This is a genomic window from Collinsella sp. CLA-ER-H9, assembly GCF_040092295.1.
Classification (GTDB): Bacteria; Actinomycetota; Coriobacteriia; order Coriobacteriales; family Coriobacteriaceae; genus Collinsella.
This window is the reverse complement of record NZ_JBBNLV010000003.1, coordinates 18,429-41,693: the sequence shown is the minus strand read 5'-3', so window position 1 is coordinate 41,693 and position 23,265 is coordinate 18,429. Positions and strand designations below refer to the sequence as shown.

Below are 23,265 nucleotides of genomic sequence, written 5' to 3'. Positions count from 1 at the left end.
TTGGTGACCTCATATCATAGCACAGCATCAAACAGGTGTTCGAGATACCGCTACGTAGATAGATTTAGAACAGGAGGGCATAGATGACGGCTATGACAACGGAGGGGAGCATATTGGCCGTGCGGAAGGTCTGAGGACGGATGAGGTTGACTCCGACGCAGAAGATGAGCATAGAGCCCACGAGCGATAGGCTGTCGAGGGCGGCGGCGGTCATGATGGGGGAGAGCGCGCCGGCAAACAGCGTAATCGTTCCCTGGAATACGGCAACGGGAAGGGCGGAGAAGATGCAGCCGCGGCCGAGTGAGGCCGTCATGGTGCAGACGATGATGCAGTCCAGCGCTCCTTTGAGGGCGAGCGTGGACCAGTCGCCGAGCAGGCCGTCTTGGATTGATCCCACGATAGCCATGGCACCGATGCAGACGGTCAACGATGTCGAGACAAAGGCATTGGTGAACTCGTTGTCTCCCTCGCTGCCGGTTTTGCGCTTGAGCCATTCGCCCAGGTTTTCGATGCCGGCTTCCAGGTTTATGGCCTCGCCGATGAGCGAGCCAAGGGCAAACGAGACGATGAGCATGGTGGTGCCGGTGGTCGCCAGCGTTTTCCCGTCAATGACGAGCATCTTTTGCATGGTGCCGCCCAATCCGATAAACAGAACGCACAGCCCCGACGCCTTCATGAGCGTGTCTTGGATGCGGGGCGTGATAAAACGTCCGCCTATCAGGCCCAGCAGTCCGCCCGCAATCAAAAGCGCGACGTTGATGATCGTTCCCAAACCCGGCATGAACCCTCCCATATTGATGCCAACCTGGCAATCGTAGCAGAACGGGCTGCAGGGTGCGTCATGACTCATCCTATACGTTATATAAGTGGTATTAATGACGGCATTTGGTGCCTAAGCCTCAGCCTCCCATCACGACATAGGGGCTGTAATCGAAGCACAGCGTCATGAGTCGCTGCGGGGACTCAATGGCCGCGGCGATGATATCGGCATCTCGAGCTCGGTCAAATCCCTCGAGCTCAATTTGATACGAGACGTCTTCCATTTTATGGAGTATCCGGTTATTCAGGAGGCTTTTACCGTCGAATTCCTCGGTTTTGTCTCCGTCCGAGGTTACGGCATACAGGTGCAGTTTTGCGGTGGTCGCAGGGTCGACGACCGTGAGGTTGTCGATTTGGTTGGCCGTGCCCTTTGCCCCAAGTAGGGTGAGCAGGGTAGGGGCTACGACCTCGCCCGATGGTAGAAAAACAACTTCGACGGTTTTAGGGAATGCGATAATGGCTGCTTTGCGGACGGGCTTATCGGCGGCGGCGACCTCAATGCTCGCGGCGTCGACGGTTCCCGCGCGGTCGAGCGCGACCATCATGCAACAATTGCCCTCGTCGATGTCTGCCGGCATGGGATACCCCAAGTTTTCGCCAGCTTGTGTGCCGCCCACTGCGGCGGTTGTTTCGCTTGGCTCGCTGAAAGTGGCTGAAGGACCGCTCGATGGCGGTGTTATGTCGCCTGGTGCGCCATTGTCCCCAGGCGTTATTTCACCGCGGTTCTCGCTGGAGTTGCTTGCGATGTCAGCTGTCGAGGGGGCGAGTCCGACCGCTCCCGCTCCGCTCCATTCCATCTCGAGGAGCGCCGGATCGACAAGGACGTGATGCACATCTTGCGTTTGGGTACTGATATCGACAGGACCGGGATCTGTCCCTCGCGTTAGGCTGAGCGATCCGGTCCGCTGTTTGCCCCGAATCTCCTGGCTTTCTGTGCCGCTCGCGTAGAACATCAGAGGAATCTCGCCATTTGCTGTGGCGTCGGTGCCCGCCTTGGTCATTTTCAGCGATGCGGTGAATGAGATAGCGGGCTGCGTGCCATCGGCGCTCGAGGGGACGCAGCCCAGGCATACACCTCCTCCGTCTTCGAAAAACGTGCTGTCGAAGGCGACTGTTGCCCCGTCCGCCGAGTCATCGGACAGGGTGATGTCGAGGCACAGCTCCACGTCGCAGGAATCGCCATCGGCATCAGTTGCAGCTGCGCGCCATGTGCAGATAACGCATCCCGTTAGGGGGCCGTCCGCTGTGCTCGAGCGCTCGGTATCCACGACTATCGAGCTGTTTGCGCGGCGACGGAGGCACCCCGAGGTCGAAATGCTTGCCCGCGCAAGCGAGAAGCGTTGGCGCGCGATGGCGCTCGTCTGGTTTGTGGCGAGACAGTTGACGGCAGGTAAGGGGACGTCCACGGCGGGTGTCGCTAGAGCGGCGACGGGCATCCCGGTGGCAAGCGCACTGCAGAGCGCGGCAACGGGCAAAAGGTTCTTTGATGCCATGGGTTCTCCTTACCTGTTCTGGACGGTCTCGATTTGTGCGGCTACTGGCTGCGTTTGATGCGCAGACCTAGGCCGATGGCGCTTGCGCCTGCCGCGGCGATTCCTGCTGCCAGGAACTGTCGCGTGTCGCCCGTTTGCGCTAGGGGCTCGTGTTGGCCACTGCGTTCGAGCTCCGATAGATCGACAGTCACCTGTGTGGCAGCTTGCGCCTGCTCTTGTTGGGCAAAGGCGGCGATCGGGGCAAACGTTGCAACGCCGATGATGACGGCAAGGACCATCGCCTTAGGCCATGTGCGCACCGGGCTCGACCGTCCACGTAATGGTTGCGACCTGGTCGCCCGTGCCGGTCACATGGAAGATGTCTCGCGTGACGCGGGCGACATTGCCGCTGGTTTTGAGCATAATCTTGTCCGTACCATTGGCGATGCCCTGATAGCCCATGTCAAAGGATGCATTCTTGGAAAGGTCGAGTCCCGCTTCCTGTGTCGCGGCGTGAGCGTCTTGGGGCGCCTTGTCTGGGCCGACCTTAAAATCGATAGAGTTCTGAGCGGTTCCCGTCTTGGCATCGGCGACGATGTTCCATGAGTTCTTGGCGCCGATCTTCATGTTGGTAACGTGGATGCCATAGGCCGAAAGATTGTCGATGGTGGTTGCGTTCTCGGAAGGGCCCTGGAGCGTGCCGTCGGCCTTGGCGACAAACGGAATGACGGTCGGAGCCGCGAACTTGATGTTGTCGATTTCGGTCCTGATGGTCACGTCGGTGGTTCCAACGCGTCCCTCCGCCAGGGCGGTGGTCGGCGCGGCGCCCATTGCGAGCGCGAGCGCCAACCCTGCGCCCACGACGAGCGCTCTGGTCCCACTCAAGTTCCTGGTGATGTCCATAATCGTTCCTTTCTATTCGTCACGGACCGTTTCCGTGATGGTTGGACGAAAGCGGCGCGGGTGCGCATTTTCGCAACAGGCGGCAGATCTAGTCTTCTGCCTGCGCAACCCGCACCTTGACGCGCGTGGGATTGCCATGGGCGTCGTAGGTCTTGGCGTCGAGTGCTTGGATCTCGATATACGCCTCGCCTTCTTTGATGTCGCCTGCAGGGCAGGTCTCAACGGTCTTGCCGGTCTCGACCACGCCCGATTCATAGATGGTCTCGTCGTTTTGGATCACGCGGAAACGCTGGGGAAACTTGTTATCCTGGACGTTTTGCACGTTGACGCGCAGCTTGCCGCCTTTTTGCAGCTGGGCGACCGGTGCGACCGAGATCGTCATCATGTTGTCGCGGACGATGACATCGAGCTCGTCCTGGATCTCCTGGCGCGACTTGCCCTCCGCCGTTGTGACCGAGGTGCCCGTCTCGGCGACAGGCTTTGACTGCCAGGCGTAAAGGCCGACGGCGATAAGGGCGCAGACGATGGCTAGACAGACGGCGCCGAGCCTTTTCCGATGTTTTGACCCCAGGGGGCTCGACCGCTTCCGTGCGTTCATGCGGCATCCTTAGTGGTATAGACGCGCGCGAACGTGGACGGATCGGCGCCAAAGAGCATGTGGAGCATGAGGCGTCGCGAGTAGATGAGCTCGTCGAAGTTTGGGTCGAGTTTGATGTCGTGGATGTGAGCGATATGGTGAGCGAATGCCGAAAACGATTCGGGATCGCAAATCACGTCGGTGGTGACGTGATAGACAACCGCATCGGGAAATGCCTTCTCATCGAAGGGCAGAAGATATGGGTCATCGTCAACTTCGATGGCGATGCCGTACTGGGGCCAGTAATATGCCATGGGAACCTCCCTGCTTTTGGGCCAAACCTTCTATTGGTTTTGGCTGTCGATGCCGACCGTATCAGCCACAACTTGACCAATTTCTGACCAAATGCTTGACGGGTTTACATCGCCGCAGGTGAGAGACGCTAAAAAATATCTCAAGTTTTTTCGAGTGCCTATTACGTGCACGGCAACGATGGGAAGGGGTGCGTCAAATACAGCGCCTGCCGAGAAAACGTCGCCGTTCGCCGAATTGCACAAACGTAAAATTCGCCAATTATGGAGACGGTCTCAGACACGTCGACGAAACGATGCGGTAACATCTCCCTGCAAGCACTGTAGTTAACTAAAGGGGGAGTCCGCGTGTCAGCAGCCATCAAACCCTTCAGCGACGAGTTCGAAGAATATGGTCGCGATGAATCTCGCACATCGGGCGAGGCGTCGAGTATCTCGTTTCCGACAACGGAGGACGAGGCCCGTGCCATTCTGCGAAAGCTCCATGCCGAGCATGTTCCGATAACGGTTCAGGGTGCTCGGACCGGTCTGGCTGCCGGTGCCGTGCCCCACGGCGGACATATCCTCAACACTTCTCGTATGAATCGCTACCTGGGTCTTCGCCGCGACGAGCAAGGCCGTTTTCTGCTGCGCGTGGAGCCGGGCGTCGTGCTTTCGGAGTTGCGCAAGCAGCTGGGCAAGAAGGCATTGCCGACCGCTGGCTGGGATCAGGCATCGCTTGAGGCCTATGAGGAGTTCCAGGCAGCTCCCGAGCAGTTCTTTCCCACCGATCCCACCGAGGCATCTGCCTGCCTGGGCGGCATGGCGGCGTGCAATGCCTCCGGTGCCCGCAGCTACGCCTATGGCCCCATGCGCCCGCACGTTACGGGGCTTCACGTGGCACTGGCGGACGGCGATTTGCTCGAGCTTCATCGAGGTCGGGCGCACGCTGACGCACGCCACTTGTCGCTCGTGACGGCAGGGGGTCGCGCGCTCGAGCTGGATCTTCCCGGCTATACCATGCCCAAGACCAAAAACGCGTCAGGTTATTTCGTTGCGGATGACATGGACGCCATCGACCTCTTTATTGGCGCATGCGGCACACTCGGCGTCATCACCGAGCTCGAGATTGCCCTGCAGGCGGTGCCTGCGGTCGTTTGGGGCGTGAGCTGCTTCTTTGACAGCGAAGACAAGGCCGTGTCCTTCACCGATTCTGTGCGTTCCGTCTTGTCCCACGCGGCTGCCATCGAATATTTCGATGCGGGTGCCCTGGATATCCTGCGTCGTCAGCGTGAGCAGTCGACCGCGTTCGCCTCGCTGCCGGCGCTCGACAAAGACGCCAAGGTCTGTGTCTACGTGGAGCTCGACTGCGACGACGAAGCCCAGGCGACTGAGGAGCTGTATCACTTGGGGTGGGTACTAGAGCTTGCGGGCGGCCGCGACGACGCGACCTGGGTTGCGCGCACCGAGGTCGATCGCGAATGCCAGCGGTTCTTCCGCCACGCCGTTCCCGAGAGCGTCAACATGCTCATCGACGAGCGTCGCCGCACGGATCCCACCATCACCAAACTGGGGTCGGATATGTCGGTGCCCAACACGCGCTTGGCCGATGTCGTTGCCCTCTATCGTTACACACTGGCCGAAAGCGGGCTTGAGTCTGCTGCCTGGGGACATATAGGTAACAACCATCTGCATGTGAACATTCTGCCGCGCGATGCGCAGGATTACCGCCGCGGCGGAGAACTCTTTGCCCAGTGGGCTTCCGAGGTCACGGCCATGGGCGGCGCCGTCTCTGCCGAGCACGGCGTCGGCAAGATCAAGGCGGGCTTCTTGGAGACGATGTACGGTCACGAGGCCATGGTAGAGTCGGCGCGGCTCAAGCTCCAGCTCGATCCTGCCGGGCGGCTGGGTCGCGGCAACCTGTTTTCGGAGAAGCTCTTGGATGAGCTCGTTCAGAAAGGGCGCGCGTGAAGATGAGCGATTTCCATATGGTGGTGTGCGTCAAGGCGGTGCCGGGCAGCACCGAGGTCAAGATGGACCCCAAGACCAATACCATCGTGCGCGATGGCAAGCAGGTGGTCATTAATCCCTTTGACGCGAGCGCTTTGGAATGCGCGCTGGCGCTGAAGGACGACTTTATCGGCTTTGGCATGGACGTGCGCGTAACGGTGGTGTCGATGGGCATCCCCGCGACTGAATCGCTATTGCGCGACTGCATCGCCCGAGGCGCCGATGACGCGCTGCTGCTAACCGATCGCGCCTTTGCAGGTGCCGATACCCTGGCAACCACCTATGCCCTCAAGTGCGGCATCGAGGCGCTCGACGAGGACTTCGACCTGCTCATCTGCGGCAAGATGGCGGTAGATGGCGATACCGCCCAGATCGGCCCCGAGCTGGCCGGCGCCTTCGAGATTCCCTGCGTGACCGATGTGAGCTGCGTGCAGAGCGCAGGTTTTACGACGTGCGGTGCGCTTTCGCTCGTTCACGGTTGCGACGCCGGCGAGGAGACGGTCTATCTGGAGATGCCGTGCGCGATGACGACCGCCAAGGAGATCGGCCAGCTGCGTATGCCGAGCATTGCCGGTATTCGTGCGGCCGAGGAAGCGGACGTGCGCGTGGTCAACGCTGCCGACGTGAACGCTGACCCCGCGCGCTGCGGCCTTACCGGATCGCCGACGCAGGTCGTGCGCTCGTTTGTGCCCGACCGCGACCAAACGTGCGAGGCCGTTGACGGAACGGCGTCCGAGCAGGCGGCAAAACTTGCCAAGATTATCGAGGGGATGGCATAGATGAGCGGACTGATTATCGATAGCGAAGCCTGTATCGGCTGCGGTCGCTGCGTTCGCGCCTGTGCCTCGGGTGGCATTGTGGTGGAGGGCGAGCGCCCCAACCGCTACGCCCATGTGACCGACGGCTGCATCTTGTGCGGCGGGTGCGTCGACGCCTGTCCCGTCAACGCCATTTCGATCGAGCGCGACGAGGCCGCCGGCGCGGTTGACCTCGATGCGTATCGAGACATTTGGGTATTCGTTCAGACCGACGAGCACGATGTCGTGGCCCCGGTGGCCTGCGAGCTCATGGGTAAAGGGCGCGAGCTTGCCGATGCCCGCGGTTGCCGTCTGGTGGCATTGGTCGGTATGAGCCCCGAGGGCTCGCTTGAGGACCTGGAACATCTGGTCTGCGCCGGTGCCGACGAGGTCGTGGTCTGCCGCGACGAGCGACTGCGCCAAAACGATGCGGAGGTCTATGCTCGTTTGATTTGCGATTTGGTTGCCGAGCGCAGGCCCGAGGCCATTCTGTACGGTGCGACCGCCTTTGGCCGTGAGCTGGCGCCCGGTGTGGCCGTACGCTTGCAGACGGGCCTTACGGCCGACTGCACGGTGCTTTCGATGGATGCGGAGACGGGTCTGCTGCAGCAGACGCGCCCGGCGTTTGGCGGCAACTTGATGGCCACCATCGTCTGCCCCAATCACCGTCCCCAGATGGCAACGGTGCGTCCCGGCATCTTTGAGGCGCCCGACTTTGACTACAGCCGTTCTGGCGCAATCACCCAGGTACCGCTTGCGGATGATGTTAAGGCCCGCGTCGAGATCTCGATTCCCGCCGAGGAGTGGGGGCAGCAGGCATCAATTGCCGATGCCGAGCGCCTGGTCGTGGTGGGCCGCGGCATTGGCTCCAAGAAGAATCTGCCTCTGATGCGAAAACTCGCCGATGCGCTGGGTGCCGAGCTTGGTTGCACGCGTCCCGTCGTGGAGGCGGGTTGGCTGGAGTACCGCCACCAGATCGGCCAGACCGGCGTGTCGGTTTCGCCTAAGCTCCTCGTGAGCATCGGCGTTTCGGGTGCTATCCAGCACCTAGCCGGCATCGGCGGCGCGGAGTGCATCATCGCCGTCAACGAGGACCCGGATGCTCCCATCTTTGGCGCTGCGCAGTACAAAGTTGTCGGCGACGCCGTCGAAGTCGTCGAGGAGCTTCTGGCCCAGCTCGAGCGCTAGGCGCCGGCCAGCCAGGCTCGCATCTCTTTCTTTAGGCGTTCCCAGGTCGCTCGCGTGGCGGGGTCGGTAAAGGGGCGCACGATGCCAAAGGGCGCGTCGAGCAGGCGGTAGATATCGCCCTGCTCGCGCGCCAGCGCGCGGCTTGCCGGATAGACGAGCTCAAACATAAAGCAGATGAGCCCTACCAGGTAGTCGGCGGCCTCATCGCGTTCGTCGCGTGCAACGCAGCGGCGCTCGTCAAAGGCGGCGAGCGCCGGTGTCGAGAACCGGCTGGCGAGAAATGTGTCCTCATCCACTTTGAGGATGGTGTCGACGGTACTGTCGGCGATGGTGCGCATGATGTCGATCTTGTCGCCATCGCGCACAATATCGCAGAAGCGCCGCGTGCGCTCGTCGAGCTGCGCGGGTAGGCGGAAATCGCTGTGATAGGCAATGCTTGCGCGAATCAACTCGTCTTCTGCCGGGTTGTCGATAAAGTCGCGGATACTTGTTGCCGCGGGCGCGCCTGCAGGCGTTTCGCCAAAGAGGACCTCGACGCCCAACGCCGCATGGCTCATGCTTTCGGCATCCTTAAACGTATCCCAGCGTCGCAGCTGCTCAAAGCGGCCCATATCGTGCAGCAGGCCGCAAAGCCACGCCAAGTCAATGTCCTGCGGTGACCAGCCCTGTTCGCGTGCCACGGCATCGCATGCCTCGGCAACGTGGTACGTATGCTCGATTTTGAGCGCGATACGCGGATTGGCGGCATCGTAGGCATCGGTGTAGGTCTTGAAGGCCGCGGCAGCCCGCGTTCGATCGATAGCTGTCATAATGACTTCCTAAAAAAGTTGTGTCTTTCTGTGTCTTTCGATCCGGTGGCAATTGTAGGTGAACTCGGTTGCCATCGGGCGATGATTCTGCCGCGTCGTTGAATGCGGCTCGGAAATCTTATCGGGACGAGGAACGCTATGGTGCTCAAAATCGTTAAAACCGTCTGGCCGGTGATGCTTACCTATGTTGCGATAGGCGCGCCGTGCGGAATGATTATGGCGCAGTCGGGAATGGAGCCCTGGATGGTCTTTGCCCTGAGCAGCACGTTCGTGACGGGCAGCGGACAGTTTATGGTCTGCAATCTGTGGCTGGCAGGTGTGCCTGCGGCATCGATCGTCGCGAGCGTCGCCGCAATCTCCTCGCGCTTTGCGCTTTACTCGGCATCGATTGCACCGTATCTGACGGGTGCCTCGAAGCGTCAGACGCTGGCTGTTGCCGCGACACTTACCGAGGAGGCATATGGCATCTCGCTTGCCAAGCTGATTGAGGGGGAGGATTGGGGCCCACGCGAGTCCTTTGTGCTCAACGCGATTCTCATCGCAACATGGGGCGTTTCGTGCACGATGGGCGCCGCTGTCGGCGCCGTTGTCGATGTCCCCACCGCTATCGCGGGCTTTGTCTGTACATCGCTTTTTATCTGTCTGCTCTTTTCGCAACGACTGTCGCGCGGCAATGTCGTGGCTGCCGGTTTGGCTGCGGTGTCCGTCGCCGTATGCAAGTTCTTGGGGTGGACGAATATCGCCGTGCCAGCAAGCGTTCTTGTCGGCGTTGTCGCGGCGCTTGCGCGTGATACTCTCGCCGAAGGAAGGGGTGCTCGCGATGCCCGTTAATGAGTTTTTGGTCCTGTGGCTGTCGTCTTGGGCGGCCATTGCGTTTTTCCGCATTGCCCCGGCGTTTGCCTTGCGCGGGAGAACGCTGTCGCCCCGCGTTACCGAGGGCTTGGGTTATATTCCGCCCGCCGCCTTCGCGGCGCTGGTCGCCAACGATTTGATAAGCCCTGGCGCTTTCGACGCCGGCTTGTGGCAGGGCTTGATGCCCTGGATTGCGGCTGCCGGTGTCGTGGCGGTGGCAATCAAGACAAAGTCGATGCTGTGGTGCTGCGCCTCGGGCATCGTGTTCTATATCGTTTTGAGCCTCGTATAAGAGCAGGGCGCGTTTAGCGTCCCGGCCCAACGAATCGAATTTCTCACCGAGCCGGTCTGCTTCCTCTGGTACCATGATCAAACTTTACTGTAGCAAAGCGTGACATGGGCTTTTGTCCTGCATCAGCTGAAATGGGGGTTTCATGGCACAGGAAGCGACCGCCAACGAGCAAAAGAAATTCAAAGTACCGCGCATCCCGGGTGACATCATGATCTACCCGATGATCGTCGGCCTTTTGCTCAATACCTTCTGCCCGCAGGTCTTCGAGATCGGTGGCTTCTTTACCGCCGCCTGCCGCGGCGGCTCCAACACCATCGTCGCCGCGATCCTGCTGTTTGTGGGCGCGGGCATCAGCTTTAAGTCCACGCCGGGCGCCATCAAGACCGGTATCGTCGTGCTGATTCCCAAGCTTGTTGTTGCGGCTGCCCTTGGCTTGGGTGTGGCATATTTCTTTAACGACAACTTCCTGGGCCTGAGCTCCGTGTCTATCATCGGCGGCATCACGTTTTGCAACATGGCGCTCTATACGGGCATCATGGGTGAGTTCGGCGACGAGTCCGAGCAGGGCGCCGTCGGTATCCTGTTCTTTACGGCCGGCCCCGCCGTCACCATGATCATCCTGGGTGTTTCGGGTCTTGCCAACATCCCACTGGGCACCATCGTCGGCTCCATCCTGCCGCTTGTCATCGGTATGGTTCTGGGCAACCTCTTCCCGTTCATCAAGAACTTGCTGGTCCCCGGCGCCAATCCCGCGATCGCTGTCATCGGTTTTCAGCTCGGTGCGTCCATGAGCCTTTCGAGCTTTATCACCGGCGGTATTTCCGGCATCTTGCTGGGGCTTGTCACGCTGTTTGTCGTCGGTCCCATCACCTTTGTGTTCGAGCGCCTGTGCGGCGGTAACGGCAAGGCTGCCGTGGCTTGCTCCACCATTGCCGGCACGGCTATGACCACGCCGGTTGCTCTTGCCGAGGTCGCGCCGCGCTATGCCGAGCTTGCACCCACTGCGTACGCTCAGATCGCCACCGCCGTTATCATCACGGCGATCATGGCTCCGATTCTGACCGGCTGGGTCGACAAGAAGTTCTGCCAAGGCAAGGAGGATCTGTCGCCTGCCGGTGTCGAGGCCATCGAGGAAGCCGTCGCGACCGACATCGATGGCGAGTAGCAATCGGTACCCATCAATGATGCCGGCGTGCAACTCGCGCCGTTTTAGCGCCCGAACGAAAGCTGTCTTGCAGTGACGTTCGGGCGCTCTGCTATTATTCCCCTTATCTCTGCGGAGTAGGGGGTGTTTGTTGCCCAGATTCGAATTGGGCGATTCTGGCCACTTGGATATTGAAGGGATGGCGCTAGTGGTTAAGGCACTCAAGATAGAGATATTCGTGCTATGCATGATTGTTCTTATCGGGCTTGCCGTGCGAAGTCGTCGCTCCTTGTTCTCGAGCACCCAGCAGCTCTTGTTTAGCATGCTCGGCTACACCTCCGCTGCCTACATTTTCTTCGATATGATCTGGACGCTCTCGGACGGCGTGAGCACTCCTGTAGGCATCACGGCCAACTGGATTTCCAACGCGGTCTCGTTTTCGCTGTTCGCCATCGCGTGCCTCATTTGGTTTTTGTATTCCGAGACAGTGCAGGGCTCTCGCCTTTTGACCGCGCGCTATAGGGTGGCGCTCGTGACGTTGCCAACCGTATTGGTGGTCGTGCTGGCATTTACCAGCTACTGGACGCACACCATGTTCTATATCGATGCGCAGGGCGTATATCGTCGCGGAGCGCTTTATATGATTCAACCTATCGTTAGCTACTGCTACATCATATATACGTCCTTGCATGCCTTTATTCAGGCTCGAAAAGTCGAAAGCCTGCAAAAGAAGGCCATTTATCGCACCCTCGCCTTTTTTGCGGTTCCCGCTCTGGTGGGCGGTACCTTCCAGGTTTTGTTTTCGGTACCGGGCCTTTGCGTCGGTATAACGCTGAGCATCCTACTGCTCTACATCATCTACCAGGAGCAGCTGATCTCGACCGACCCGTTGACTGGCCTTAATAATCGCAACCGTTTTGAGACCTATATGCTGTCGCTCTTCTCAAATGTTGATCAGGCCGAAGATGTGTATCTGCTTATGATGGACGCCGACGGCTTTAAGCAGATTAACGATCGCTATGGACATGTGGAGGGTGACCATGCTCTTCAGGTCATCTCCACTGCGCTCAAAGAAGTCTGCTCGGCGTCTGGTAGCTTTATCGCACGTTATGGCGGCGATGAGTTCGTGGTGCTTCAAAAGGCGGCGGCGGAGCAGGATATCATGCATCTGTGCGCGACGATCAACGACGAGCTCGCGCGCGCCGAGGTTCCGTATCTGTTGCGGATGTCCATCGGCTACGCACGGGTTGGTGATGGCGTCGATACCTGGCAAGACTTGCTTCGCACTGCCGACGCGGAGCTCTACCGCGTAAAGCGCGAGAAGAAGAAGGCCGGCGTCCAGATACGCTAGAAAAAAGGGGCGCACGCTGGCGTGCGTGGCGGCCCTCGGCTCACCGATGTACTCCATTAAGATAAAGTGTGCGAACACCCTCCCTAAAAAGGTGAGCTCGCTAGGCTTTTTTGGGTTTGTTGACGATGATGATACCGCCGCAGACCAACAGCAGGGCAACGATGACGGTAACGGGGCTCGTGCCGGCGCCCTCGCCGAGCAGCAGCGCGCTCAGCAGCACGCCAAAGACCGGGTTCATAAAGCCAAAGACCGAAACGCGGCTGACGGGGTTGACGGCGAGCAGACGGGACCACAGCGAGTACGCGACGGCGGAAATGAGTGCCATATAAATGATGAGCGCGATGGCGGGGACGATTTCGGTGGGGGACAACGTGCCGCCCATCAAAAACCCGATGGCGGTAAGGACCACGCCACCGACTAAAAACTGCCAGCCGGCGAGCAAGACGCCGTCATGCTCGCGCGAGAAGATGCCAATGAGACAGGTCGACAGAGCGCCCGCAACGGTGGAAGCCAAGATAAAACCCTCGCCGTCGAGTGTAAAGCCAAAGGTGCCATCCGCGCCCGAAAGGTTGACGAGCGCGACGCCGGCAAAGCCCAGCACACAGCCAAGCACCTTGGCCGTATTGAGCTTTTCGGTGCGAAACGCCAGAGCGGCAAAGAGGATAGCCAAGAAGTTGGCGCTGGCCTCGATGATGGAGCTTGACATAGCGCTTGCACGGGAGAGACCAAGGTAGAAAAAGAAGTACTGGCCAATGGTCTGGAAGAGCGACAAGATACAGATGGGCTTGATATCACGGGCTTGCGGAACGAGCGGTCGGCGCTGGGCCACGCTCATGCCAACAATGACCAGCATGCCGGCAAGGGTGAAGCGCAGACCCGCGAAGAGCAGCTGCGAGGCGCTGTCGTGCGCGGGAATGCCAAAGAGGCCGTAGCCGATCTTGATGCAGGGGAAGGCGGAGCCCCAGAGCGCGCAACAAACGAGGCAGCCCAGGATGAGTCCGGGCAGGGTGGCGAGATACGGCTTGCGGCTTTCCATGATGTCCTTCCTACATGCGCGAAGCAAAAAAGAACCCGCCACCGGATGCGTCGGTGGCGGGTGATGTTACCCGAAGGGATTGTACCCGATGGGAAAGGTTTAGGCGAAGTAGGCTACGCCGCTCTCAAAGATCGGCATGAACTTGTCGCCGGGGACATGCTCGGGTACGTTGCGGTACAGGTTGTCGCCGCGACGCTCGGCATGGCCCATCTTGCCCAGGACACGGCCGTCGGGGCTCGTGATGCCCTCGATGGCGAGTGCGGAGCCGTTGGGGTTGACGGAGAGATCCATGCTGGGCTTGCCGTCCTCGCCCACGTACTGCGTGGCGACCTGGCTGTTGGCGATCAGCTGGGCGAGCACTTCGTCATTGGCGACAAAGCGGCCCTCGCCGTGGCTGATGGCGACGGTGTAGGGGTCGTCCAGGCTGCACTGCGACAGCCACGGGGACAGGTTGGACGAGATACGGGTGCGCACCAGACGGCTCTGATGGCGACCGATGGTGTTGAACGTCAGCGTGGGCGCATCGGGCGTGGCGTCGACGATGTCGCCGTAGGGCACCAGACCGAGCTTGATCAGGGCCTGGAAGCCGTTGCAGATGCCCAGCATCAGGCCGTCGCGGGCCTTGAGCAGGTCGCGGACTGCCTCGGTGACCTCGGGAGCGCGGAAGAACGCCGTGATGAACTTGGCGGAGCCGTCGGGCTCGTCACCGCCCGAGAAGCCGCCGGGGATCATGACGATCTGGCTTGCACGGATGCGGCGGGCAAGCTCGTGGGTGCTCTCGGCGACGGCCTCGGGCGTGAGGTTGTTGATCACGAAGGTGTCGGCCTCGGCGCCGGCGGCGCGGAAGGCGCGGGCGCTGTCGTACTCGCAGTTGTTGCCGGGGAACACGGGGATGATCACGCGCGGGCGGGCGATCTTGGCGCCGCCGTACACGTGGATGTCCTTGGCGCGGAAGTCGATGGTCTCGACCTCGGGGGTCTCGCCGGCGCTGCGGTAGGCGAAGACGCCCTCGATGCCGCTCTCCCAGGCCTCCTGGAGCTCGGAGAGCTCGATGACCTCGGAGCCGGTGTCGATGACATAGCCCTCGACGGTGGTGCCCAGGGGCTCGACGACAACACCGTCGGCGACCTCGGGCAGCTCGGCATCCTCGGCGAGCTCGACGATGAAGCTGCCGTAGAGCGGGGTGAAGAGGCTCTCCACGTCCACATCCTCGGCAAGCTCGATACCGATCTGGTTGCCGACGCACATCTTAAAGAGGCTCTCGGCGCCGCAGCCGTAGCCGGGCGTGGAGACGGCCAGGGCTGCGCCGGTGGCGGTGAGCGCCTCGACGGCGTCAAACGCGGCGAGCAGCTGATGGGCGTCGGGGCGGTAGTCCTCGCCATAGGTGGCGGGGGCGATGCGGACGACGCGGTGCGTGAGGCCCTTGAACTCAGGGGAGACGGCGCGGGCGGCCTTACCCACAGCGACAGCGAAGCTGATCAGGGTCGGCGGAACGTTGAGCTCCCCGGCTTCGTCCTCAAACGAGCCACTCATGGAGTCCTTGCCGCCGATGGCGCCGGCACCCAGGTCGACCTGAGCCATAAGGGCGCCCAGGACGGCAGCCATGGGCTTGCCCCAGCGCTCGGCCTCGGTGCGCAGGCGCTCGAAGTACTCCTGGAAGGAGAGGTAGGTGCGCTTGTGCTCAAAGCCAGCGGCCACGAGCTTGGCGATGGATTCGACCACGGACAGATAGGCGCCCGCAAACTGGTCGGCCTCCATCAGATAGGGGTTGAAGCCCCATGCCATGGCACTCGCCGTGGTGGTCTCGCCGTCCACGGGGAACTTGGCGACCATGGCAGAGCTCGGAGTGAGCTGCGTCTTGCCACCAAAGGGCATGAGCACGGTCGCGGCGCCGATGGTGGAGTCGAAGCGCTCGGAAAGGCCCTTGTTGGAGGCGACGTTAAGATCGGTGACGAGCGAGGTCATGCGCTCGGCAAGTGTGGTGCCGGTCCAGCTGGGCTGCCACACGCTGCGGGCGCAGACGTGGGCGACCTGGTGCTTGGGTGCACCGTTGGAGTTGAGGAACTCGCGGGACAGATCGACGATGGCGACGCCGTTCCATGCCATGCGCATGCGCGGCTCGGCGGTAACCTCGGCGATGACGGTTGCCTCCAGGTTCTCCTCGGCGGCGTAGCCCATGAACTCCTCGACGTCACCGTCGGCGACGGCGCAGGCCATGCGCTCCTGGGACTCGGAAATGGCGAGCTCGGTGCCGTCCAGGCCGTCGTACTTCTTGGTTACGGTATCAAGGTCGACATACAGGCCGTCGGCAAGCTCGCCCACGGCGACCGAGACGCCGCCGGCGCCAAAGTCGTTGCAGCGCTTGATCAGACGGCAGGCATCGCCGCGGCGGAACAGACGCTGCAGCTTGCGCTCGACCGGGGCGTTGCCCTTCTGGACCTCGGCACCCGAGGTCTCAATGGACTCGGTGTTCTGGGTCTTGGAGGAGCCGGTGGCGCCACCGATGCCGTCACGGCCGGTGCGGCCGCCCAGCAGGATGATCTTGTCGGTGGGGGCGGGGCACTCGCGACGAACGTGGTTTGCCGGGGTAGCGCCCACGACGGCGCCAACCTCCATGCGCTTGGCCACGTAACCGGGGTGATAGAGTTCGTTGACCTGGCCGGTGGCAAGGCCGATCTGGTTGCCATAGCTGGAGTAGCCGGCGGCAGCGGTGGTTACGAGCTTGCGCTGCGGCAACTTGCCTTCGAGCGTCTCGGAAACCGGGACGGTGGGGTCGCCGGCGCCGGTGACACGCATGGCCTGGTACACGTAGCTGCGGCCCGAGAGCGGGTCGCGGATGGCGCCGCCCACGCAGGTGGCGGCACCGCCGAAGGGCTCGATCTCGGTCGGGTGGTTGTGAGTCTCGTTCTTAAAGAGGAACAGCCAGTCCTGGTCCTCGCCATCGACATCGACCTTCACCTTGACGGTGCAGGCGTTGATCTCCTCGGATTCGTCGACATCGGTCATGACGCCGGTCTTTTTGAGGTACTTGGCGCCGATGGTGCCCATGTCCATGAGGCAGACGGGCTTGGCGTCGCGACCGAGCTCGTGGCGCATCTCCATGTAGCGGTCGAAGGCCTGCTGTACCACGGCGTCGTCGATCGTCACGTCATCCAGGACGGTGCCGAAGGTGGTGTGACGGCAGTGGTCGGACCAATAGGTGTCGATCACGCGGATTTCGGTGATGGTGGGGTCGCGGTCCTCATCGCGGAAGTACTGCTGGCAGAAGGCGATGTCCGCCTCGTCCATGGCAAGGCCGCGCTCGGAGATAAAGGCGGCAAGGCCGGCCTCGTCGAGTTCGCGGAAACCGTCGAGCACTTCGACGGGCTGGGGCTCGGGGGTCTCCATGTACAGCGTCTCGGGCAGGTCGAGTGAGGCGATGCGGGCCTCGACGGGGTTCACCACGTAGTGCTTGATGGACTCGAGGGCGGCTTCGTCCAGAGTGCCCGAGATCATATAGACCTTGGCGGAGCGCACGGCGGGGCGCTCGCTCTGGCTGATGAGCTGCACGCACTCGCTGGCGGAGTCGGCGCGCTGGTCAAACTGGCCAGGCAGGAATTCGACGGCAAAGACGGCGCCATCGCTTGCGGGGAGCTCGTCGTAGGTCACATCGACCTGGGGCTCGCTAAAGACGGTCGGCACGCAGGAGCGGAAAAGCTCCTCGTCGATGCCCTCGACGTCGTAGCGGTTGATGATCCTCAGGGCCTCGATGCCCTTGATGCCGAGAATCTCGGTCAGCTCGCCCTTGAGCTGCTGAGCCTCGACGTCGAACCCGGGTTTCTTCTCCACGTAGATACGAGAGACCATTGGTTCCTGCCTTCCTGATCGGTTGGGCGTACGGTACGGTATGCGGCAGCGGTCGGTTTACGGGGCAAGCCTCGCGGTCGCCTTGAGCCACATGTTTGTAAACGTCACTATGATACGACAGCTCGCGGCGCGTTGAGGACGGCGAGGGTGCTACAGTGAAGCGCAAACAAGAGAAAGGCATCACATGGCATTTGTTTCGCTCGCCATCATCGCACTCGTGGCCTTTGCAAGCCCCTTCATCGCCTCGGCGATTCCTGGAAAACCCGTTCCCGAAACGGTCTTTTTGCTCGTGTTCGGCGCGGTGCTGGGACCTCATATGCTCGGCGTCATCCATGTAGATGCCGAGGTCTCGCTTGTGTCCGAGCTCGGTCTGGCCTTTTTGTTCCTGCTTGCCGGCTTTGAGATCGATCCCAAGAACATCACGGGCGTCGAGGGGCGCTACGGTATGGCGACGTGGGTCGTCACGTTTGGCATCGCCTGGCTTGCCGTGCGCTTTACCCCGTGGTTCTCGGTCAGCCATTTCGATGGTATCGCCGTGACGCTCGCCTTGACCTCGACGGCGCTTGGAGCGCTCATGCCCATCTTGCGCGAGCGATTGCTTGCCGGAACGCGCGTCGGTGATTCGATTCTCGCCTATGGTACGTGGGGCGAGCTCGGCCCCGTGCTCGCCATGTCGGTACTGCTGTCTGCCCGTACGGGTATCGAGACGCTGCTGATCTTGGGCTTATTTGCCGCCGTGTGCGTGCTGCTTGCCGTGGTCCCCGGCCGCTCCAAACGCATCGGCAGTCGTTTTTTCGCCTTTATTCAGGAGCGCGCCGATACCACATCGCAGACGTTCGTGCGCCTGACGGTGCTTATTTTGGTCACGCTCGTGGCGTTTTCCGCCATTTTTAGCCTCGATATCGTGTTGGGCGCTTTTGCCGCCGGTTTTGTCCTGCGCTATATCATCCCCGAGGGTAATCATACGCTCGAGCTTAAGCTCGATGGCCTGGCCTATGGCTTTTTAATCCCGGTGTTCTTTACCGTGTCGGGCGCAAAGATCGATCTGACGGCCGTGGTGTCGCGCCCCGCGCTGCTCGTGGGCTTTATCGTGGCGCTGCTGATCATTCGCGCGGTGCCGATCCTTGTCTCTATGAGCATTTGTCCCGCGACGCGCGATGTTTCGGCGCATGGCCGCATTACCGTGGCCCTGTACTGCACTACGGCGCTGCCGATCATCGTTGCTGTGACGAGCGTGGCCGTCAACGCAGGCGCTCTTTCGCAAAATGTCGCCTCGGTTATGGTGGCCGCCGGTGCCATCACGGTGTTTTTGATGCCGCTGCTCGCGCAGCTCTTCTACCGCGTGGTCGATGCCGCGCCGGTCGCTGCCGTGGCAGAGGTTGCCGAGCATCCATCCGATGCACTTGACATCCTGCGCGCCCATCACGATTTGGCGAGCCTGCTCGCACGCGAGCATGAGCTTTTGACCTCGCATGGCCATGGGCGTTCGCTCGACGGCATACCTACCCTTGATTCCATTGCCGACCGCCTCTCGACCGAGGCGGCAAACGGGCACATCGATGCCCGTATCGTGGACGCCGCTCATTTGCTGGCCGAGAAGACCTATGGCGACGAGATCGACCCGTCCAAGCTGACTCCGCGCGAGCGTCGCCGCCTGGAGCGCGCCAAGCTCGCCGTGCGCGAATACCGCCGCCGCATGCTGGAGCTCTATGCAAGAGAAGAAGCCGAGGACGACGACGGCAAGTAGCAAGGAATGTCGGGATACGGGTTCCGTCCAAATAATAGAAGGCGCGCTGCCTGCGGTTGATGCGGGCAGCGCGCCTTTTGCGTTGAACTCTGTTGAGGTTCGAAGCCGAAACTTTCGACCTTTAGGAGCGGGCTGCCCCGTCGACGGGGAGGATGGCGCCCGTGACATAGGAGGACATGTCGCTCGCAAGGAAAACGAAGGCGTTGGCAACGTCCTCGGGCTCGCCCATGCGACCGAGCGGAATAGTGGCGATGATGGGCTTGATGACCTCTTCGGGCAGGTTGGCGACCATATCGGTCTTGGTTACGCCTGGGGCAACGGCGTTGACGCGAATGCCCATGGGGGCGAGCTCGCGCGAGAGCGACTGGACCATGCCGTTGACGGCAAACTTAGACGTGGGGTAGCCGACGCCAGAGGGCTGGCCGTACTTGGCGACCATCGAGCTTGTGGTAGTGATGGTGCCGCCGTGGCCGGCCTCGGTCATGATCTTGGCGGCAGCCTGGTGACCGTTAAAGACGGCGACGACGTTGAGGTCCATAACTTTGGCGAACTCCTCGGCTGTATAGTCCAAAAGGGGTGAGCGCTGGGAGATTCCGGCGTTGTTGACGACCGTATCGAGACCGCCCATATCGGCTGCAGCCTGGGTAAAGGCCTCGGTCACGGCTTCGAGTGAGGTGAGGTCGCAGGAGCGACCCCAGACCTTGGCGTCGGGATAGACGGCTGTCAGCTTCTCAACGGCTGCATCGGCAGTCTCCTGGCGCGAGCCAAAGACGGTGACGGCGGCACCCTCCTCGATAAAACGGCAGGCGATGGCATAGCCGATACCGCGCGTGCCTCCGGTGACGATTGCTTTCTTGCCCTCGAGCAACATGGTGCCTCCATTCTTCGGGGGTGGACGTACGCAGCACAGGATAGCGGCGGACAAAAGCAAACATGTCTGCTTATCGGTGAGCGGTATCCCTGGTTGACACCGAACGGTCAAATTGTTCAAACGCGGATCGCGTCAATGCGCCCCGAGCGTGCAAATAAAAGGGCTCCCGTCCAAGACCAGACGGGAGCCCTTCGAGCAAATGCGTTGTGGGGTGTAAACCGAACTAGTTGGCCATGACGCCTTCGGTCCAGGCCCCGACGTCCTCGATGCGCAGGACGTTGGCGACCTCGGCCACGCAGTCGACGCTGGCAAGCTCCGCGGCGGCAGCCTGGACGTCCTTCTCGAGTGCGCGGTGCGTCAGGAAGATGACCGAGCAGGCATCGCTGACACCCGACTTGCCGTCCTCGACTTGGTTGATGAGCGAGATCGAAATGTTGTGCTTGGCAAAGATGTCGACCGTCTCGGACAGGGCGCCCACGCGGTCGGCGACCTTCAGGCGCACATAGTACTTGGTCTGGAGCTCGTCCATGGGCTTAAAGGCGAGGTTGTGACCATAGGGCTCAATCTCGGGCAGCGGAGCCACGCCCCGGCTAATCTGCTCGGAGAGCGACAGGATATCGCCCACGACGGCGCTCGCGGTGGGGAAGGAGCCTGCGCCGGCACCGTAGAACATGGTCTCGCCCACGGCGTCGCCTACCACGTAGACAGCGTTCATGGCACCGTTGACCTTGGCAAGCATGTGGTCGGCGGGGATCAGCGTGGGATGCACGCGGACGTCGACGCCGGCGTCGGTGTTGCGGGCGATGCCCAGCAGCTTAATGGTGTAGCCGAGCTCGCGGGCCTGGGCGATGTCCTCGGCGCCGATGGTACGGATGCCCTGCTGGTACACATCGTCGGTGGTCACGCGGGTGCCAAAGCCGATGGAGGCGAGGATTGCCGTCTTGCTGGCGGCGTCGAAGCCGTCGACGTCGGCGGACGGGTCGGTCTCGGCATAGCCCTTGGCCTGCGCGTCGGCAAGTGCGTCGGCGTAATCGGCGCCTTCGGCGTCCATGCGCGACAGGATATAGTTGGTGGTACCGTTGAGAATGCCGGCGATGGTCAGGATCTTGTTGCCCACCAGGTCGTGCTCGAGCGTGCTCACGATGGGGATGCCGCCGCCGCAGCTGGCCTCGCACTTAATCTGCACGCCGCACGCGCGCGCCTTCTCGGCGAGCGTCTCGACGTGACGGCCCAGCAGAGCCTTGTTGGCGGAGACGACATGCTTGCCGTTCTCGAAGGCAGTGGTGAAGATCTCGGTTGCGGGATGCTCGCCGCCGATCAGCTCGACGACGATGTCGACGGCGGGGTCGGTGACGACGTCGTGCCAGTCACTTGTAAAGGCCTCGCGCTCAATACCGGCTGCTTCGGCCTGCTCCCAGGCAAGCGCGCAGGCGCGGGTCAGCTTAAGGTCGATGCCGTAGGCTGCCAGGTACTCATCGTGGTGGCTCTTGATCAGACGGGCCACGCCGCCTCCGACGGTTCCCAGACCGATCAGACCGACGTTCACGGTGCGCAGGGGTTCGCTCATAGATAGCTCCTTCGTGCATCTTATGGATGGATTACCGCTTAAAGGTTGAGTGCATTCTAGCGTGAACCGAGGGCGCGTGCTCGCCAGGCAACAGGAGTCGCACAAAACGGCACCCCCGAAACGCTGCGGAAACATTGGAAACATGCTCACTACATACGACCTACAGCCTATGTGATTCAGGACGGCAAGTACATCGCCGCCTAGGTGCGTACAAAACGCGACCGGTGAGGCTGTTTTAATCAGGGCAGGGGCGCTTGTAACAGAATGGAAATATTACTTTCACACAATAAAGTGGCTAAACTGTATAAACCGATAGAAATACGCATAATTATGGATAAATGGACAAAGCAAAAGAAAAGTTGAAATAATCGCCACTTTTCTCAACTAAAGCGTCTACTATTTTGCGAACGCCGAACACGGCGAAGGATGGCCTGTCGGGTACCCGAAACCCGACGAGATTTGAGAGGAGAGCCGCATGTCGAGCCTCACCGGTAAGTCATTGAACCCTGTTATGAATCGCAGGAGCGTTATCGCGAGCGCAGCAGGTCTGGGGGCGATGTCCATTCTAGCTGGCTGCTCCTCCAACGGCGGCGACAGCGGTTCCGCGTCGGGCGACGCTTCGTTTAAGATTGGCACCATCGGCCCGCTGACCGGCGCCAACGCGTCCTACGGCAAGTCCGTTACCCAGGGTGTCGAGCTTGGCTGCAAGGATTTCTCGACCAAGGAGCTGCCGCTTGCCAGCAAGGCCGAGGATGACCAGGCCGACGGCGAGAAGGCCGTCAACGCCTTCAACACCCTGCTCGACTGGGGCATGCAGGCCCTCGTCGGTCCGACCACCACGGGTGCGTCGGTTGCCGTTGCCGCAGAGTGCGGTAACGACCCCAAGACGTTCATGATCACCCCGTCCGCGTCCTCCGAGGACGTCACCGACGGCAAGGATTGCGTCTTCCAGGTTTGCTTCACCGACCCCAACCAGGGTGTCAACGCTGCCAAGTTCCTGGCAGAGAAATATGCGGACGAGAAGTTCGTGCTGTTCTATAACTCCGGCGACGCCTATTCTTCGGGCATCGCAGATTCCTTTAAGGCCCAGGCCGCTGAGTCCAAGCTCGAGATTGTCGACGAGGAGACCTTTAAGGACGACTCCGCCACGAGCTTTACCAACCAGCTGACCAAGGCCAAGCAGGCCGGCGCCACCATGATCTTTGCGCCGATCTACTACACGCCGGCGTCCGTCCTGCTCAAGAACGCCAAGGACATGGGCTACGACGTCAAGATGATGGGCTGCGATGGCATGGACGGCATCCTGGGCGTTGAGGGTTTCGACACCTCTCTTGCCGAGGGTCTGCTACTCATGACCCCGTTCTCCGCCGACGACGAGAAGAACGCCGACTTCGTTAACGCTTACAAGGATAAGTACGGCGATACCCCCGACCAGTTTGCCGCCGACGCCTACGACGGCGTGCACGCGGTGGCCGAGGCCGTCAAGGAGGCCGGTCTTGGTGTCGACGCCGATCCGACCGAGGCCGCCGAGAAACTGTCGAAGGCTATGCTCAAGATTACCGTTGACGGTCTGACCGGTAAGCTCACCTGGAACGATAAGGGTCAGGTCCAGAAGGAGCCCACGGCGTACGTCATCACCGACGGCAAGTACGTACAGGCCTAATAGGCCGCCTTACATAGAGCGGTTTTGATCC

Annotated in this window: 21 protein-coding genes; 10 read left to right on the top strand and 11 right to left on the bottom strand. The window is 61.2% G+C overall.

The genetic code is table 11. The features are described 5' to 3' along the window. Positions 1–64 precede the first annotated feature (64 nt). Positions 65–781, bottom strand: coding sequence for a DUF554 domain-containing protein (locus AAAX73_RS03135; RefSeq protein WP_349124978.1), 717 nt, complete (start codon positions 779–781; stop codon positions 65–67). A 118-nt stretch (positions 782–899) separates the two neighbouring features. Then, positions 900–1,985 carry a hypothetical protein gene (locus AAAX73_RS03130; RefSeq protein ID WP_349124977.1) on the bottom strand — a complete coding sequence of 362 codons (1,086 nt, stop codon included), beginning with the start codon at positions 1,983–1,985 and terminating at the stop codon, positions 900–902. 79 nt (positions 1,986–2,064) lie between these two features. Between AAAX73_RS03130 and AAAX73_RS03125 the strand changes: the two genes are divergently transcribed. Beyond that, on the top strand, positions 2,065–2,370 hold the full coding sequence (locus AAAX73_RS03125; protein WP_349124976.1) for a hypothetical protein: 306 nt from the start codon (positions 2,065–2,067) through the stop codon (positions 2,368–2,370). Here the strand turns inward: AAAX73_RS03125 and AAAX73_RS03120 are convergent. The 4 genes from AAAX73_RS03120 to AAAX73_RS03105 all read right to left on the bottom strand — a co-directional run bounded on the left by AAAX73_RS03120 (position 2,354) and on the right by AAAX73_RS03105 (position 4,085). Then, positions 2,354–2,590 carry an LPXTG cell wall anchor domain-containing protein gene (locus AAAX73_RS03120; RefSeq protein ID WP_349124975.1) on the bottom strand — a complete coding sequence of 79 codons (237 nt, stop codon included), beginning with the start codon at positions 2,588–2,590 and terminating at the stop codon, positions 2,354–2,356. The two genes, AAAX73_RS03125 and AAAX73_RS03120, sit on opposite strands and share 17 nt — an antisense overlap. Positions 2,591–2,594: 4 nt before the next feature. Further along, the gene (locus tag AAAX73_RS03115; protein ID WP_349124974.1) at positions 2,595–3,194 is read right to left on the bottom strand and encodes a hypothetical protein; all 600 of its coding nucleotides are present in this window, start codon (positions 3,192–3,194) and stop codon (positions 2,595–2,597) included. Between the two features lie 88 nt (positions 3,195–3,282). Continuing rightward, positions 3,283–3,792 carry a hypothetical protein gene (locus AAAX73_RS03110; RefSeq protein WP_349124973.1) on the bottom strand — a complete coding sequence of 170 codons (510 nt, stop codon included), beginning with the start codon at positions 3,790–3,792 and terminating at the stop codon, positions 3,283–3,285. Further along, positions 3,789–4,085: a hypothetical protein gene (locus tag AAAX73_RS03105; RefSeq protein WP_349124972.1), complete on the bottom strand. Its 297-nt coding sequence runs from the start codon at positions 4,083–4,085 to the stop codon at positions 3,789–3,791. The genes AAAX73_RS03110 and AAAX73_RS03105 overlap by 4 nt, the downstream gene beginning before the upstream one ends. 345 nt (positions 4,086–4,430) lie before the next feature. Here AAAX73_RS03105 and AAAX73_RS03100 point away from each other — a divergent pair, with 345 nt between their 5' ends. The 3 genes from AAAX73_RS03100 to AAAX73_RS03090 are packed head-to-tail and all read left to right on the top strand — an operon-like array spanning position 4,431 to position 8,056. Next, positions 4,431–6,032, top strand: coding sequence for an FAD-binding oxidoreductase (locus tag AAAX73_RS03100; protein WP_349124971.1), 1,602 nt, complete (start codon positions 4,431–4,433; stop codon positions 6,030–6,032). Positions 6,033–6,034: 2 nt separating this feature from the next. Then, positions 6,035–6,850 (top strand): electron transfer flavoprotein subunit beta/FixA family protein, encoded by an 816-nt coding sequence (locus AAAX73_RS03095; protein WP_349125062.1) that lies wholly within the window; start codon positions 6,035–6,037, stop codon positions 6,848–6,850. Then, the gene (locus tag AAAX73_RS03090; protein ID WP_349124970.1) at positions 6,851–8,056 is read left to right on the top strand and encodes an electron transfer flavoprotein subunit alpha; all 1,206 of its coding nucleotides are present in this window, start codon (positions 6,851–6,853) and stop codon (positions 8,054–8,056) included. It begins immediately after the preceding gene. Here the strand turns inward: AAAX73_RS03090 and AAAX73_RS03085 are convergent. Then, complete coding sequence (locus tag AAAX73_RS03085; protein ID WP_349124969.1) at positions 8,053–8,865, bottom strand: HD domain-containing protein; 813 nt, start codon at positions 8,863–8,865, stop codon at positions 8,053–8,055. The two genes, AAAX73_RS03090 and AAAX73_RS03085, sit on opposite strands and share 4 nt — an antisense overlap. A gap of 138 nt (positions 8,866–9,003) precedes the next feature. Between AAAX73_RS03085 and AAAX73_RS03080 the strand changes: the two genes are divergently transcribed. The 4 genes from AAAX73_RS03080 (at position 9,004) to AAAX73_RS03065 (ending at position 12,504) form a co-directional block, all read left to right on the top strand. Then, complete coding sequence (locus AAAX73_RS03080; RefSeq protein ID WP_349124968.1) at positions 9,004–9,696, top strand: AzlC family ABC transporter permease; 693 nt, start codon at positions 9,004–9,006, stop codon at positions 9,694–9,696. Then, positions 9,686–10,009, top strand: coding sequence for an AzlD domain-containing protein (locus AAAX73_RS03075; protein WP_349124967.1), 324 nt, complete (start codon positions 9,686–9,688; stop codon positions 10,007–10,009). The genes AAAX73_RS03080 and AAAX73_RS03075 overlap by 11 nt, the downstream gene beginning before the upstream one ends. 142 nt (positions 10,010–10,151) lie before the next feature. Then, positions 10,152–11,174 (top strand): 2-keto-3-deoxygluconate permease, encoded by a 1,023-nt coding sequence (locus tag AAAX73_RS03070; protein ID WP_349124966.1) that lies wholly within the window; start codon positions 10,152–10,154, stop codon positions 11,172–11,174. Between the two features lie 226 nt (positions 11,175–11,400). Then, positions 11,401–12,504 carry a GGDEF domain-containing protein gene (locus AAAX73_RS03065; protein ID WP_349124965.1) on the top strand — a complete coding sequence of 368 codons (1,104 nt, stop codon included), beginning with the start codon at positions 11,401–11,403 and terminating at the stop codon, positions 12,502–12,504. Positions 12,505–12,604: 100 nt separating this feature from the next. Here the strand turns inward: AAAX73_RS03065 and AAAX73_RS03060 are convergent, their stop codons facing one another. After that, positions 12,605–13,540, bottom strand: coding sequence for a DMT family transporter (locus tag AAAX73_RS03060; protein WP_349124964.1), 936 nt, complete (start codon positions 13,538–13,540; stop codon positions 12,605–12,607). A 99-nt stretch (positions 13,541–13,639) separates the two neighbouring features. Then, positions 13,640–17,386, bottom strand: a complete 3,747-nt coding sequence (locus AAAX73_RS03055) for a phosphoribosylformylglycinamidine synthase (protein WP_349124963.1) — start codon at positions 17,384–17,386, stop codon at positions 13,640–13,642. A gap of 184 nt (positions 17,387–17,570) precedes the next feature. Between AAAX73_RS03055 and AAAX73_RS03050 the strand changes: the two genes are divergently transcribed. Beyond that, entirely contained in the window at positions 17,571–19,133 is a 1,563-nt protein-coding gene (locus tag AAAX73_RS03050) for a cation:proton antiporter (RefSeq protein ID WP_349124962.1), read from the top strand. Positions 19,134–19,254: 121 nt separating this feature from the next. On the opposite strand, the gene AAAX73_RS03045 is transcribed toward AAAX73_RS03050, so the two are convergent. Beyond that, positions 19,255–20,004 (bottom strand): SDR family NAD(P)-dependent oxidoreductase, encoded by a 750-nt coding sequence (locus AAAX73_RS03045; protein ID WP_035137070.1) that lies wholly within the window; start codon positions 20,002–20,004, stop codon positions 19,255–19,257. 223 nt (positions 20,005–20,227) lie between these two features. Next, positions 20,228–21,571, bottom strand: coding sequence for a homoserine dehydrogenase (locus AAAX73_RS03040; protein WP_349124961.1), 1,344 nt, complete (start codon positions 21,569–21,571; stop codon positions 20,228–20,230). A gap of 475 nt (positions 21,572–22,046) precedes the next feature. On the opposite strand from AAAX73_RS03040, the gene AAAX73_RS03035 reads away from it, so the two are divergent. Next, entirely contained in the window at positions 22,047–23,234 is a 1,188-nt protein-coding gene (locus tag AAAX73_RS03035; RefSeq protein ID WP_349124960.1) for an ABC transporter substrate-binding protein, read from the top strand. The last annotated feature ends 31 nt before the right edge of the window (positions 23,235–23,265 follow it).

Bases quoted from the DNA above. Each gene is read 5' to 3' on its own strand.
- AAAX73_RS03135 (WP_349124978.1), bottom strand. From the start codon at position 781: ATGCCGGGTTTGGGAACGATCATCAACGTCGCGCTTTTGATTGCGGGC.
- AAAX73_RS03120 (WP_349124975.1), bottom strand. From the start codon at position 2,590: ATGGTCCTTGCCGTCATCATCGGCGTTGCAACGTTTGCCCCGATCGCC.
- AAAX73_RS03115 (WP_349124974.1), bottom strand. From the start codon at position 3,194: ATGGACATCACCAGGAACTTGAGTGGGACCAGAGCGCTCGTCGTGGGC.
- AAAX73_RS03110 (WP_349124973.1), bottom strand. From the start codon at position 3,792: ATGAACGCACGGAAGCGGTCGAGCCCCCTGGGGTCAAAACATCGGAAA.
- AAAX73_RS03105 (WP_349124972.1), bottom strand. From the start codon at position 4,085: ATGGCATATTACTGGCCCCAGTACGGCATCGCCATCGAAGTTGACGAT.
- AAAX73_RS03095 (WP_349125062.1), top strand. From the start codon at position 6,035: ATGAGCGATTTCCATATGGTGGTGTGCGTCAAGGCGGTGCCGGGCAGC.
- AAAX73_RS03090 (WP_349124970.1), top strand. From the start codon at position 6,851: ATGAGCGGACTGATTATCGATAGCGAAGCCTGTATCGGCTGCGGTCGC.
- AAAX73_RS03085 (WP_349124969.1), bottom strand. From the start codon at position 8,865: ATGACAGCTATCGATCGAACGCGGGCTGCCGCGGCCTTCAAGACCTAC.
- AAAX73_RS03080 (WP_349124968.1), top strand. From the start codon at position 9,004: ATGGTGCTCAAAATCGTTAAAACCGTCTGGCCGGTGATGCTTACCTAT.
- AAAX73_RS03075 (WP_349124967.1), top strand. From the start codon at position 9,686: ATGCCCGTTAATGAGTTTTTGGTCCTGTGGCTGTCGTCTTGGGCGGCC.
- AAAX73_RS03070 (WP_349124966.1), top strand. From the start codon at position 10,152: ATGGCACAGGAAGCGACCGCCAACGAGCAAAAGAAATTCAAAGTACCG.
- AAAX73_RS03065 (WP_349124965.1), top strand. From the start codon at position 11,401: ATGATTGTTCTTATCGGGCTTGCCGTGCGAAGTCGTCGCTCCTTGTTC.
- AAAX73_RS03060 (WP_349124964.1), bottom strand. From the start codon at position 13,540: ATGGAAAGCCGCAAGCCGTATCTCGCCACCCTGCCCGGACTCATCCTG.
- AAAX73_RS03055 (WP_349124963.1), bottom strand. From the start codon at position 17,386: ATGGTCTCTCGTATCTACGTGGAGAAGAAACCCGGGTTCGACGTCGAG.
- AAAX73_RS03050 (WP_349124962.1), top strand. From the start codon at position 17,571: ATGGCATTTGTTTCGCTCGCCATCATCGCACTCGTGGCCTTTGCAAGC.
- AAAX73_RS03045 (WP_035137070.1), bottom strand. From the start codon at position 20,004: ATGTTGCTCGAGGGCAAGAAAGCAATCGTCACCGGAGGCACGCGCGGT.
- AAAX73_RS03040 (WP_349124961.1), bottom strand. From the start codon at position 21,571: ATGAGCGAACCCCTGCGCACCGTGAACGTCGGTCTGATCGGTCTGGGA.
- AAAX73_RS03035 (WP_349124960.1), top strand. From the start codon at position 22,047: ATGTCGAGCCTCACCGGTAAGTCATTGAACCCTGTTATGAATCGCAGG.